The sequence below is a fragment of the Gordonia jacobaea genome (assembly GCF_001186365.1).
In the GTDB taxonomy this organism is placed as follows: domain Bacteria; phylum Actinomycetota; class Actinomycetes; order Mycobacteriales; family Mycobacteriaceae; genus Gordonia; species Gordonia jacobaea.
In genome coordinates, this window is record NZ_LDTZ01000018.1 from 220,433 (window position 1) to 232,954 (window position 12,522).

The 12,522-nt window shown below is 65.1% G+C and carries 11 protein-coding genes; 2 read left to right on the forward strand and 9 right to left on the reverse strand.

The features are described from left to right. The first annotated feature begins 22 nt into the window (after nt 1-22). Both ABW18_RS14350 and ABW18_RS14355 read left to right on the forward strand, forming a co-directional pair. Entirely contained in the window at nt 23-982 is a 960-nt protein-coding gene (locus ABW18_RS14350) for a phosphotriesterase family protein (protein WP_049699643.1), read from the forward strand. A gap of 73 nt (nt 983-1,055) precedes the next feature. Continuing rightward, complete coding sequence (locus ABW18_RS14355) at nt 1,056-2,588, forward strand: AMP-binding protein (RefSeq protein WP_049699644.1); 1,533 nt, start codon at nt 1,056-1,058, stop codon at nt 2,586-2,588. Between the two features lie 64 nt (nt 2,589-2,652). On the opposite strand, the gene ABW18_RS14360 is transcribed toward ABW18_RS14355, so the two are convergent. The 9 genes from ABW18_RS14360 to ABW18_RS14395 all read right to left on the reverse strand — a co-directional run bounded on the left by ABW18_RS14360 (nt 2,653) and on the right by ABW18_RS14395 (nt 12,476). After that, on the reverse strand, nt 2,653-3,360 hold the full coding sequence (locus ABW18_RS14360; RefSeq protein ID WP_049699820.1) for a TetR/AcrR family transcriptional regulator: 708 nt from the start codon (nt 3,358-3,360) through the stop codon (nt 2,653-2,655). Between the two features lie 68 nt (nt 3,361-3,428). After that, nucleotides 3,429-4,466 carry a phosphotransferase family protein gene (locus tag ABW18_RS14365; RefSeq protein WP_053117487.1) on the reverse strand — a complete coding sequence of 346 codons (1,038 nt, stop codon included), beginning with the start codon at nt 4,464-4,466 and terminating at the stop codon, nt 3,429-3,431. Between the two features lie 8 nt (nt 4,467-4,474). Further along, on the reverse strand, nt 4,475-5,740 hold the full coding sequence (locus tag ABW18_RS14370; protein WP_049699645.1) for an acyl-CoA dehydrogenase family protein: 1,266 nt from the start codon (nt 5,738-5,740) through the stop codon (nt 4,475-4,477). 43 nt (nt 5,741-5,783) lie between these two features. After that, nucleotides 5,784-6,608 (reverse strand): SDR family oxidoreductase, encoded by an 825-nt coding sequence (locus ABW18_RS14375; RefSeq protein WP_049699646.1) that lies wholly within the window; start codon nt 6,606-6,608, stop codon nt 5,784-5,786. A gap of 73 nt (nt 6,609-6,681) precedes the next feature. Further along, entirely contained in the window at nt 6,682-8,535 is a 1,854-nt protein-coding gene (locus ABW18_RS14380; RefSeq protein ID WP_049699647.1) for an ABC transporter permease subunit, read from the reverse strand. Then, nucleotides 8,532-9,716 (reverse strand): polyamine ABC transporter substrate-binding protein, encoded by a 1,185-nt coding sequence (locus tag ABW18_RS14385; RefSeq protein ID WP_049699648.1) that lies wholly within the window; start codon nt 9,714-9,716, stop codon nt 8,532-8,534. Before ABW18_RS14385 ends, ABW18_RS14380 begins: the two co-directional genes overlap by 4 nt. Beyond that, nucleotides 9,713-10,828: an ABC transporter ATP-binding protein gene (locus ABW18_RS14390; RefSeq protein WP_049699649.1), complete on the reverse strand. Its 1,116-nt coding sequence runs from the start codon at nt 10,826-10,828 to the stop codon at nt 9,713-9,715. Before ABW18_RS14390 ends, ABW18_RS14385 begins: the two co-directional genes overlap by 4 nt. Continuing rightward, complete coding sequence (locus ABW18_RS23190; RefSeq protein WP_235434392.1) at nt 10,825-11,241, reverse strand: amidohydrolase family protein; 417 nt, start codon at nt 11,239-11,241, stop codon at nt 10,825-10,827. Before ABW18_RS23190 ends, ABW18_RS14390 begins: the two co-directional genes overlap by 4 nt. Then, nucleotides 11,235-12,476, reverse strand: coding sequence for an amidohydrolase (locus tag ABW18_RS14395; protein ID WP_235434393.1), 1,242 nt, complete (start codon nt 12,474-12,476; stop codon nt 11,235-11,237). Before ABW18_RS14395 ends, ABW18_RS23190 begins: the two co-directional genes overlap by 7 nt. Nucleotides 12,477-12,522: the final 46 nt, after the last annotated feature.

A 12,522-nucleotide genomic window follows, 5' to 3' on the forward strand; every position in this document is an offset into this window, starting at 1 on the left:
ACACACGTCGAAGGGACAACAGATGAGCACTGTCAACACCGTCACAGGCCCCGTGGACTCGGGCGACCTGGGTTCAACACTCATCCACGAGCACATCTTCGTCCTCGGCGAGGAGTACCGAGAGAACTATCAGGACGACTGGGACGAGGATCGCAAGATCGCCGACGCGGTGCGCGATCTGCGCGAGCTCAAGGGTCTCGGTATCGACACCATCTTCGACCCGACGGTGCTCGGTCTCGGCCGCTACATCCCCCGCATCAAGAAGATCGCCGACCAGGTCGACCTGAACATCGTGGTGGCAACCGGCCTCTACACCTACAACGACATTCCCTTCCAGTTCCACTACACCGGCCCCGGGTTGCTCTTCGACGTCGACGAGCCGCTGGTGAACTTCTTTGTCCGTGACCTCACCAAGGGAATCGCCGACACCGACGTGCAGGCCTCGTTCCTCAAGTGCGCCATCGAGGAGCAGGGACTGACGCCCGGCGTCGAACGCGTGATGCGGGCCGTCGGCCAGGCACACGTTCAGACCGGCGCTCCGATCACCGTGCACACCAACCCGCACACCGGCTCTGGCCTCGTCGCGCAGCGCGTGCTGCGCGAGGAGGGCGTCGATCTGACCAAGGTCGTCATCGGACATTCCGGGGACTCGACCGACCTCGACTACCTCATGAAGGTCGCCGACGAGGGATCGATCCTTGGCATGGACCGCTTCGGGCTCGACGTCCTGCTGCCCTTCGACGACCGCATCAACACCATCGTCGAACTCGCCAAACGTGGCTACGCCGATCGGATGGGACTTGCCCACGACGCGTCGTGCTTCATCGACTGGTTCGATCCAGAAGCCAAGAAGCAGGCGGTCCCGAATTGGAACTACCGCCACATCAGCGAGGACGTGCTCCCCGCTCTGCGCGAACGGGGTGTGAGCGACGCCGATATCACCACCATGCTCGTCGACGTCCCGCGCCGCTACTTCGAGTGACCGCCATGCACCCGGGGCGAGTACCCGCCCCGGGTGCACACAGCTCCACACCCCTTCTGTCATAAGGAATCTCATGGCCAATCCCGTAGCCGCCCTGTGGAAGGGTGCCGACACCTATCCCGATCGCATCGCGGTACGCAGCGGCGAGCGCATCCTGCGTTACGGCGACCTGCGTGCTCGAATCGCCCGCAGCGCAGCGCGTTTCGCGGCCTTGGGAGTCTCTCCCGGTGACCGCGTACTGCTTGTTGCGCCGTCGATTCCCGAGTTCGCCATCGCCCACTACGGTCTCCATACGATCGGCGCCACCATCATCACGGTCAACACGATGTCGACCACCCACGAGATCGACTACGTTGTCGACGATTCCGGGACCTCGTTGATCGTCGCGTGGCACGAGTCGGCAGCGGCGGCCGATCTGGTCGCGACGAACCGTGGCCTTCCGTTCGTGGAACTGAAGCCGTTCGAGGATGATCCGGTTACGGACACGCCGTCGGTCGATGCCTATGTCGAGCGCGACGAGCACGACACCGCGGTCATCCTGTACACCTCCGGGACGACCGGAAAGCCCAAGGGTGCTCAGTTGAGCATCGCCAACGTCAACGCGGCTCCGATCGCGTTCCGCCCGGCGCTACGAATCGGCGATGAAGAGCGTTGGGCCACAGCACTTCCCCTGTTCCATTGCTTCGGGCAGGTCGTCGTGATGCACAGCGCGCTGACCTGGGGCGGCAGCCTGTCGCTGCTATCCCCCTTCGCGCCCGTGGAGTTCATGAACCGAATCCGCGACGAGCATGTCACCATCGCGTGCGGCGTTCCGACGATGTGGAATGCGATGTTGCAGAACGCATCCGGATACTCATCCGATGATTTCGTCGACCTGCGACTGGCGTGCTCGGGCGGAGCGTCGATGCCGGGTGAGGTCATTCGTGCGTTCGCCGACAAGTTCGGCTGCGTGATCCTCGAAGGTTACGGCCTCACCGAGACCGCGGGCACCGCGACCTTCCGCGACCTCGACGGCGAACCGAAGGTCGGAACCGTCGGACCGGCGTTGCCAGGCTTCACCATCGAGGTTCGCGATCCCGACGGCACACCTCTCGGCGCCGACGAGGTCGGTGAGATCTTCCTCAAGGGGCCGACGGTGATGACCGGCTACTGGAACCGCCCCGAGGCCACCGCGTCCGAACTCGTCGACGGATGGCTGCGCACGGGCGACATCGGCGCGATGGACGCCGACGGCGACCTCCGGATCATCGACCGCGCAAAGGATCTCATCATCCGCGGCGGCTACAACGTGTACCCGAGAGAAGTCGAAGAGGTGCTCTACACCCACCCCGACATCGTCGAGGTCGCCGTCATCGGCGTGCCTGACGACCACTATGGCGAGGAGATCGCCGCGGTCATCGCGTTACGGCCGGACGCCGTGCTCAACACCGATGCCCTGCGCGGCTGGGCGAAGGAACGACTCAGCGCCTACAAGGTCCCGCGGATCGTCCACGTCGTCGATGCACTACCGAAGGGCGCGACCGGAAAGATCCTCAAGCGCGCGATCGACCGTGATTCGCTCCGCGAACTCAGCTCGACGGGCTCTGGTACACAGCAACCTCGATGAGGTTCACGTCGAGACCCTCATTGCCCGATGTTGCGGACCCGCGAGAACGTGCCCCTCGGGGCACTCAGTCGCGCGGGGCCGCACCGGGACGTCGAAGGCCGATCGCGTTGACCCACAGGTGGGTGGCGGTGTCGACCATCGCGTCGATGTCCGACGGCTCGCCGCCGACGATGAACGCCTGGTAGGCCATCCGCGACACCATGCCCGACAACGCCGCGGCCGCGGCCGTCGGGTCGAGTTCTGGATCGGCGATGCCTCGCTCCTGCAACTCCCGAATATGACGAGCATTGCGTTCGACGAACACGAGGCTGCGCTGGCGCCGCCTCTCACGGAACTCCGCCATCGTCGACGACACCTGTTCGAGCACCAGACGCAGGCCGGCATTGCGCCGATACGCCTCGAAATAGGCTCGGTTGGCCGCGGCGAGGATCTCGGTCGGGTCGTCGTCGGAACCCGGCTCGACGTGCGGGTAGCCGGGATGCAGCATGTCCTGGTGCGCTTCGGCGAGCACAGCGTCGAGGATCTCTTCCTTGCTGTCGAAGTAGGTGTAGAACGACCCGATCGAGCACTGCGCCTCGGTGGTGATGTCGGTGAGCCGTGAATCGGCGAATCCGTCGCGCTCGAAGACCGTGCGCGCCGCAGACACCAGAGCCGCCCGCGTTCTCTCTCCGCGAGCGGTCAGGGGTTTGCGCACAGCGCTCGGAGCACCCGAAACCGACGGCACCTCGAGCGCGGTGTCGTGCGCGGCGGTGTCGTCGGTTTCGGTGCTCATCTGAGTCTCCTCGGCGATCTCGGGCCTCACTTCACGACCGGACAGTCTGATCGATCAACGGTATCGGGTCACGCCAATCCTGCCTCGTCGGCCATCTCACTCGCCTTGTCCACGAAGCGGTCGACCAACTCTGGGGTTGGGGCGCCGACGACGGCGCGGTTGGTCGGGTCGTCCTGGACTCGACGCACCACGCCCTCGACGATGATGGCGACCTTCCACAACCCCAGCGTCCGCCAGTACTTGAGCGCCTCCGGATCACGTCCTGTGATTCGCAGGTAGTCGGCTGCCACGTCGGCCGGGGTCGGGAAACCCTCCATGGTCTCGGCGCTGAATCGTCCGGGGATCTCCTCCCCCACCTCAGGCCAGTACGCCAGAGTGCTGCCGATGTCGGCGAGCGGATCGCCGAGCGTCGACAGTTCCCAGTCGAGAGCCGCCTGCACGTCACCGGTCTGCGGGTCGACCATCACGTTGCGGATGTGGAAGTCTCCGTGCACCAGCGACGTCTCGTGCTGCTCCGGCACGTTCTCGGCGAGCCTGCGAGTCAACGAGTCCAACTCGGGGATCTCCCGCGTCTTCGAGTGCTCCCACTGCGCGGCCCACCGCTTGAGTTGGCGTTGCGCATACGGCTTGTGGCTGGCGAGATCGGTCAGTCCGGTCGCGTCGAGGTCAACCGCGTGAATATGCGCAAGCGTCTCCATCATCGACGTCCCGACATTGCGGCGTGCGGGCAGCGGAAGAAGCTCCGCGTTCTCCCTCTTCTCCAGCGAGATGCCGTCGACGAAGTCCATGACGACGAGCGGCACCGGAGCCACCGCTTCGTCGCTGCACACGCCGTACACCTTGGGTACGGGCACGTCCGTCGGTGCGAGCGCCGACAGAATCCGCGCCTCACGGGCAACGTCGTGGGCCGACGCGAGCAGGTGCCCGACAGGAGGTCGGCGCAGCACGTAGCGCCGACCCGACCCGTCAGCGAGCAGATATGTCAGATTCGACTGTCCGCCACCGATTCTCGTCGCCGTGACCTGGTCGTCGAGGCTGATGCCGTTGTCCGACAACCACGCCCGCAGGGCATCGGAGCCGACGTCGGGGATGCCGAGGTCTGTCACCGATGCACTCACCACCGCGCGGCCAGAGCCTGATCCGTCACGCCGGCAACGGTTTCCGGAACCGGACCGGTGCGGTACGGGCGCAGTTCACGACGCGCGATCGACCGCTTGTGCACCTCGTCGGGACCGTCGGCGAGTCGCAGAGTCCGGATGTGTGCGTAGGCCATGGCGAGGGGGAAGTCGTCGGTGACGCCCGCGCCGCCGTACACCTGGATCGCACGGTCGATGATCTTGAGCGCGACGTTGGGCGCGGCAACCTTGATCGCCGCGATCTCGGTGGCGGCAGCCTTGTTGCCGACGGTGTCCATCATGTCGGCGGCCTTCAGGGTGAGCAGACGCACCATCTCGATGTCGATACGCGACTCCGCGATCCAGTCCTGGATGTTCGCGCGATCGGCCAGCGGCTCACCGTAGGTCACACGCGCAACGGCACGCTCACACATCAATTCCAGTGCGCGCTCTGCCATTCCGATGGTCCGCATGCAGTGGTGGATGCGTCCGGGTCCGAGGCGTGCCTGCGCGATGGCGAAGCCCTCGCCCTCACCCTTGAGAACGTCGGCTGTGGGCACGCGGACGTTGTCGAAGACCAGTTCGCCGTGGCTTTCACGATCGACGTATCCGAAGACGGGGAGGTTGCGCACGATGGTGAGGCCCGGCGCGTCGGTGGGCACGACCATCATCGACTGCTGCTTGTGTGTCGGCGCTGTCGGATCGGTCTTGCCCATCACGATGAGCACCTTGCAGTCGGGACGAACCGCGTTGGACGCGAACCACTTACGCCCGTTGAGCACGTACTCGTCGCCGTCGCGGACCATCGAGAGCTCGATATTGGTGGCGTCCGAACTCGCGACCGCGGGCTCCGTCATGGCGAAGGCCGACGAGATCTCACCGTTGAGCAGCGGCTTGAGGTAGCGCTCCTTGTGCTCGTCGGTGCCGAAGAGCGTGAGCACCTCCATGTTGCCCGTGTCGGGTGCGTTGCAGTTGAACACCTCCGACGCCCAGACCACGCGACCCATGATCTCGGCGAGCGGCGCGTACTCGAGGTTGCTCAGCCCCGGGCCCCACTCCTTGTGCGGATGGAAGAGGTTCCACAGCCCCTCTGCCCTGGCCTTCTCCTTGAGCTGGTCGAGGATCTGCGGGTTGGCGTGCGGATTGTCGAGCTCACGCATCTGCTGCTCGTACACGGCCTCGTTGGGATAGATGTACTGGTCCATGAAGTCGAGCAGGCGCTGGCGGTATTCCGCTGCGCGCGGCGACATCTCGTACAGACTCATGAAATTCTCCTTGTGGTGTAAGGCTTTCGGAGGAACAGGGTTGTCACGCGTTGGTGAGTTGCTCGCGGAGCGTGTTCTGGTACCGACGCATCCCGCGCAACCAGCGGTCGTAGTCGGCGCCCTTGTTGCGGTACATGTCGAGTACTTCGGGGTGCGGCAGAATCAGGAAGTGCTCGTCGGCGATGGCGGCGAGCACGACCTCGGCCACCTCGGACGGCGTGAGCACCCGGCCGGCGGTCTCGACTGCGGCCTGCATCAGCATCTCGTCACCGTTGTCCGGCGACGTGGGCGGACGGAGCAGTGCGGTGTCGACACCCATCGGGCACAGACAGCTCACCTTGACGCCGTCATCGCCGTAGGTGACGTTGAGCCATTCGGAGAAGGCGACGGCGGCGTGTTTCGTGGTGGAGTAGATCGGCGACCCGAGCTGAGTCAGCAGACCTGCCGCCGACGCTGTCGAGATGAAGTAACCGTTGCCGCGTTCAACCCATTCGGGAACGAGGCGACGAGCAGCACGAACGTGCGCGAGCAGGTTGACGTTGAGCGCCAGATCCCAGTCGGCGTCCGACGCCGCCAGTCCCGGTCGGCCTCCGATCCCCGCGTTCGCGACGTAGATGTCCACGGCACCGAACCGGCTCTCCGCGAGCGCGACGGTTGCATCGATGTGTGTCGACGAGCCCGCATCCCCTGCCAGCGTCGCCACGTTCTCGCCACTCGGATCAATCTCGGTGGCGGCACGCTCGAGCGCCTCGTCGTCGAGGTCGGTGGCAACGACCCGTGCCCCACCCGCGACGAGCGCACGCGCGATCGCGGACCCGATTCCGCCCGCCGCGCCTGTGACGATGGCAACATTTCCGTCGATGTTCATAGACGAAACCGTACTTGAACCCAATTTCAGGTTCAAGTACGGTTTCGATCTTTTTCCGATCTGGTCGACCGGGTCAGCCCAGCATCTTCGCCATCGAACTCGAGTCCTCACCGCTACGGCGAAGGATCAGGGCGGAGATGGCAAGTACCGCCAGCGTGAGTGCCAACATCAGCGTCGACATCGCAGCGACCTCCGGCCGTAGCGCGACACGCACGTTGGAGAACACGTACACCGGCCACGGCGTGTACCCCGGCTGCTGCACGAAGGTGGAGATCACCACGTCGTCGAGGCTGAAGGTGAACGCCAAGAGCATGCCCGCGATGATGCCCGGCATGGCGGCGGGCAGGATCACGTGACGCAGTCGAGCCAGCGGCGACGCATACAGATCCGCGGCGGCCTCCTCGAGCGCGGGATCCAGCGACGCGACTCGTGCTCGGACTATGAAAGTCACCACGACCATCGACACCACGGCATGTGAGATCACGAGCCGGAACAGGCCGTTGTTGAACGGGCTCAGACCACCGTCGACGCCGAGGGTGACGTACCACGGAAGGAAGGCGACGGCGTCGGCGATGTCGGGGGTGACGAGCGTGACGGTAAGCAATCCCAACAGGCCGATCGACCACCATCGCGGTCGACGGGAGATGCCGATTCCGATACCGGCGAATCCGCCGAGCACCGTTGCCAGCAGCGCGGAGAGCACACCGACCTCCAGCGACACCTGCACCGAACGCACGATGGTGTCGTTGGTGAGGGCGTCGGAGTACGCGGTGAAGCCGAATGAGTCGAACTGTTGCAGCAGCCGACCGGTGTTGAACGAATACACCACGATCACCGTGATCGGCAGGAACAAGAACAGGAAGACGATGACCGCCCACGCCTTGATCGCGAAGGTGTACCAATCGCGTTGTGTTCGAAGCGGCTTCATCGTCAACGGGGCCAGCGGACCCGACTTCTCTCCCGTCGCATCCACAGCTGGAACGTTGAAGACGCGCCTGTCGAGCACGGTGATGACGGCTCGCACGACAAGGCCCGCGAGTACGACGCAGATGAGCACCACGAGCATCAGTGAGACCGTCATGGCCGAACCCAGGGCCCAGTTCTGCGCGGTCTCGAACTGTGCGGCGATCATCTGGCCTGCCATGGTTCCCTTGGCGCCACCGAGCACCGACGGCGTCACGTAGTCGCCCATCAGCGGGATGAACACCAGGAGCACGCCCGAGGCGATGCCGGGTGCCGCGAGCGGCAGCGTGATCCGGAAGAACGTGGTCCACCGGTTGGCTCCGAGATCGCGACTGGCCTCCCGCAGCGAGAGTCCTGCCCGGTCCATCGCGACGTAGAGCGGGAAGATCATCAGCGGCAGGTAGTTGTAGACGACGCCGATCTGGACCGCGGCACGTGTGTAGAGGATGCCGAGCTCGCCCAATCCCGCGCTCTGCATCGCGCTGGACAACCATCCCGTCGGTGCAAGGGTGATCTGCCAGCCGATCGTGCGAACGAGGAAGTTGGTGAAGAACGGAACGATGATCAACGCGAGATACAACGGTCGACGTCGCGGATTGCTCTTCACCGCAAGCCAATACGCGAACGGGACGCCGATCAGCAGAGTGAGCAACACGCCGACGATGGCGATCTGCAACGTATTGGTGAAGGTCGAGCGATAGTCCGCACCGAACGCCTCGCCGTAGTTGTCGAGCGACAACCGGTCGGTCGCGTACGTGGTGAACTGGTCGGGCTTGTAACCGAAGCTGTACCAGATGACGAGCGCGAGAGGAATGACGAAGAAGAAGACGAGGTACGCCCACGCGGGGAAGGTCAGCCCGCCGGCCCCGAAGAGTCGTTGTCGCAGTGGCGGTTTGGGGGTGTCGGCAGCGGGTTCGGGTTGTTCGTGCCCGGTCTGTGAAGGCGTCAGGATGTCTGTGGTCATCGGGCGCTCCTCGCCTGCATCTGATTGAGGATCTCGGTGCGTTCCTGGGTGGCGGAGTCGACGGTCGCGACGACCAGCCGGTTGACGATCTCGTCCGAGGGGAACAGCAGTTCCGGGAAGGGCAGGTCTGCGGCCTTACCCTTCTCCGACATGCCCTTCACGCCTGTCTGATAACCGATGTACTGGAGTTCGCGGAACGACACCTCCGGGTCGAGCATGTGGTTGATGAACGCGTACGCGGCGCCCGGATGCTGGGTGCCCCGCACGATCGCGAAGTTGTCGGTGAACAGATTCGCGGTCGGCAGCGGATAGACGAATCCCCATTTGTCCGGGTCGCTTTCGTTCATCAGGGTCAGCCGGGCGTCACCATTCCATGCCTGCAGCAGACTGTACGAACCGCCGGAGACGATGGAGGTGATCGACGAGTTGTAGCCCTGGATGGTCGGGGCGAGTTGGTTGACCAAGATGTTGCGCGCGGCCGACAGGCTCTTGGCATCGGTGGTGTTCGGGTCGATATTCATCGCGCCCATCGCGATCGAGACGACTTCCCACGGATCTTCGACCACGCTGACCTTGCCCTTGGCAGGCCCCCGAGCGAGACTGATGAAGTCGGCCCACGACGTCGGTGTCTTGTCGGTCAGCGACTTCTGATACATGAATCCCGTTGTGCCCCAGTTCTTACACGCGGCGTGCCGCGACTGTGGGTTCCACGGCGGGTTGAAGAACCGCTCTTCGAGGTTCGCGAGATTGGGGATGCGCGAGTGGTCGAGTTCGTCGAGAAGTCCGTGCGCAACCATCTGCGGGATGTAGACCCCGGTCGGCACGATGACGTCGTAACCCGAGGTTCCGCGTGCCGCAGCGAGTTTCGCGATCATCTCTTCGTTGGAGCCGAAGGCGTCGACCTGCAGGCGCACCCCGAACTTGTCGCGGTAGGCGTCGAGATCGGCCGGGTCCTCGTAGTCGCCCCAACTGTAGTAATTGAGCTGACCCTCGATGTCATTCGAGAGAGGTTTCGACGGCGCGATGGTCTTGTCGCCACCACACGCCGTCACCGCGAGACCTGCTACCGTGACGCCGATTCCGGCGAGAAAGCTGCGACGGGTGATGCGCGAGACCGCGGCCCTGGGAACGAGCGCGCGCACCGTCGTCGACTCGGTGTCCATGTCGTGCTGTGGTCTCATTTCGTGAACACCCGCGTATCCGCCTGCGAGAACGTGCATGTCACGCGCTGGCCCTCGTGGAGATCGGGGAAGTTGCGTGTTGCGCCACGCACCAGCACCTCGGTATCCGCGTCGGTGGTGACGACAACCTGGGTGAGGTCGCCGAGGAACGAGACGCCTGCCGCCGTCCCCGAGACGACGTTGTCGGCGGCGTCGATGTCGGCCTGTCCCTCGGCGAACCAGATCGCCTCCGGACGGATCGCGACGACGAGATCGCCGCTGAGACCGTCGATATCGTCCGCGACGGCGAAGGGGCCGTCGGTGGTGGGCAGTCGTCCGTCTTTCAGCGTGCCGGTGACGTCGAAGAACGTCTGCTTGCCGACGAAATCGGCGACGAATCGGTTGACCGGCTTGGCGTAGATGTCTTTGCCGTCACCGACCTGGGCAACGCGTCCCTCGCTCATGACGACGATGCGATCGCTCATCGACAGCGCCTCCTCCTGGTCGTGCGTCACGAACACGAAGGTGGTGCCCAGATCCTTTTGCAGCAGTTTCAGTTCGATCTGCATTTCCTCACGAAGCTTGCGGTCGAGGGCACTCATCGGCTCGTCGAGCAGCAGGACGTCCGGCCGGTTGGCCAGCGCCCGCGCGAGCGCGACACGCTGTTGCTGTCCACCCGACAACATGGCGGGCTTGCGGTCGGCGAACCGCGTCATCTGCACCAGCTCAAGGGCTTCGGCCACGCGCTGCCCGATCTCCTTCTTCGGTACTTTGCGTTGCCGCAGACCGAATCCGACGTTCTGCGCGACGGACATGTGCGGGAACAACGCGTAGGACTGGAACACCGTATTCACGGGTCGACGCTCCGGCGGAACGTCGATGATCGACGCGCCGTCGAGCGTGATCTCGCCCTTCGTCGGCCTCTCGAAGCCTGCGAGCATGCGCAGCAACGTGGTCTTGCCGCAGCCGGAGGGGCCGAGCAGCGAGACGAATTCGCCTGCGGCTACGTCGAGATCGATGTCGGTCACCGCGACGTGACCGTTGTCGTACACCTTCGTCACGCCGTGCATCGAGATGGCGCCGCGCTGCGCGGTGCTCACCTCCGTCGGCTTGGTGGCTTCGACTGCGGTCATGGTTTGGTCCTCTCGTAAACGATCTCACCGTCGGCGACGGTCAGGTCGGATCTGGTATTCCAAAGCGAATCTGGTTGCTCTGCAAAGGGATTACGGTCGGCGATGACCAGGTCTGCGCGTGCTCCCGGCCGGATGACCCCGACCTGGCCACGCCTGTTCAGGTGCGCCGACCCGCTGGTGTACGCGGCAAGGGCTGTTGTGAGGTCGAGCGACTGTGCGGGAAGAAGCGGTTCGACGCTCTCGCCGGGTGGAATGCGGTTGACCGCAACCGACATCGCAGCCCAGGGGTCGGGAGTGCTCACGGCCCAGTCACTGCCCATGGCCAGCGATGCCCCCGACCGCGCGAGCGACCCGAACGGGTAGTGCCACTGGTAACGCTCGTCGCCGATCGCCGAGCGTACGAGCGTCACCATGGAGTGTCGTTGCACGCCCAGAGCGCCTGCATGTTGACGGTCACGCCGAGTTGGACGAAGCGGCCGAGGTCTGCGGGGCGAACCAGCTGCAGATGGGCGATGTGGTGTCGACCCGCCGTGAGGCCGTTCGCGACTCGCGCGGCCTCGACCGCGTCGAGCGCCGCGGTGACGGCGGCGTCGCCGATCGCATGAAAGTGGATGTCGAGTCCCGCGGCGTCGCATGCGATGACCGCCTCGGTCAGCACCTTCTGGTCGAAGTAGGCCAGCCCGGTGTCCGCGGGTGCGCACGCGCAGTCGCGACAGTACGGTTCCGACATCGCTGCGGTGCGGTTCTCCACGACGCCGTCGACCATGATCTTCACCGAGTGCATGCTCCAGCGGCGACCGGCCGTGCTCGCCAGACGTGCGGCGAAGCCCGCGACGACGTCGTCGATCGCCCAGCGGTCGAGGTCTCGCGGTAGCCACGACGCACCGACGACGTCCGCGGTGAGGTCACCGGAGTCCTCCGCAGCGGTGTAGACCGTGTCGAGGTCGGCCATGCCGGGGTACTCGCCGACGATGGCCTCCTGCCACCCCGTGACGCCGAGCGAATGGAGGTATTTCTGGGCGGTGAGCAGGCCGGCGTACTGCTCGTCGACGTCGGGCTGCGGCACGAACCGGGAGACGAGGTCCATTGCTCCCTCGTGCAACGTCCCGGTGGGTGATCCGTCCGCCGCGCGCTCGATGCGGCCGTCCGACGGGTCGGGCGTCGTGGCATCGATTCCTGCCAGTTCGAGGGCTCGCGAGTTGACCCAGGCGTCGTGGTGATCGCGGTTGAGGAGGAACGCCGGACGGTCGTCGACGACGGCGTCGAGGGCGCTCGCCGTGGGGCAGCCTCGATCGAAGTGACTCATCGTCCAGCCCGAGCCGACGATCCACTCCCGGTCGGTGGCGCGCGCATTCACGGCGATCGCGTCGAGCGTCTGCGCGGCATCGTCGGCGTCGGTCAGGTCGCACGCGTTGCGATCCACGCCCGCTGACAACGCATGGATGTGCGCATCGGTGAATCCCGGGTGCAGGAGCCGTCCGGCCAGGTCGACGCGCTCGGCCGACGGAATCTGCGCCACGACGCGATCGACGGCGCCGACCGCGACCACTCGCCCGGACCGTACGCCGACCGCCATGTCGTCGTGAAGGCGATGCCCGTCGAAGACCGGACCCGAGTGGAAAACGGTGTCCGGAAGCGGTACTGCCACGAGCGTTGCGATCCTTCCGTGCCGACAGCCTGGGTCGACGGCCTCG

Bases quoted from the DNA above. Each gene is read 5' to 3' on its own strand.
- ABW18_RS23190 (WP_235434392.1), bottom strand. From the start codon at position 11,241: ATGGTGACGCTCGTACGCTCGGCGATCGGCGACGAGCGTTACCAGTGG.
- ABW18_RS14380 (WP_049699647.1), bottom strand. From the start codon at position 8,535: ATGACCACAGACATCCTGACGCCTTCACAGACCGGGCACGAACAACCC.
- ABW18_RS14360 (WP_049699820.1), bottom strand. From the start codon at position 3,360: ATGAGCACCGAAACCGACGACACCGCCGCGCACGACACCGCGCTCGAG.
- ABW18_RS14390 (WP_049699649.1), bottom strand. From the start codon at position 10,828: ATGACCGCAGTCGAAGCCACCAAGCCGACGGAGGTGAGCACCGCGCAG.
- ABW18_RS14385 (WP_049699648.1), bottom strand. From the start codon at position 9,716: ATGAGACCACAGCACGACATGGACACCGAGTCGACGACGGTGCGCGCG.
- ABW18_RS14375 (WP_049699646.1), bottom strand. From the start codon at position 6,608: ATGAACATCGACGGAAATGTTGCCATCGTCACAGGCGCGGCGGGCGGA.
- ABW18_RS14350 (WP_049699643.1), top strand. From the start codon at position 23: ATGAGCACTGTCAACACCGTCACAGGCCCCGTGGACTCGGGCGACCTG.
- ABW18_RS14370 (WP_049699645.1), bottom strand. From the start codon at position 5,740: ATGAGTCTGTACGAGATGTCGCCGCGCGCAGCGGAATACCGCCAGCGC.
- ABW18_RS14355 (WP_049699644.1), top strand. From the start codon at position 1,056: ATGGCCAATCCCGTAGCCGCCCTGTGGAAGGGTGCCGACACCTATCCC.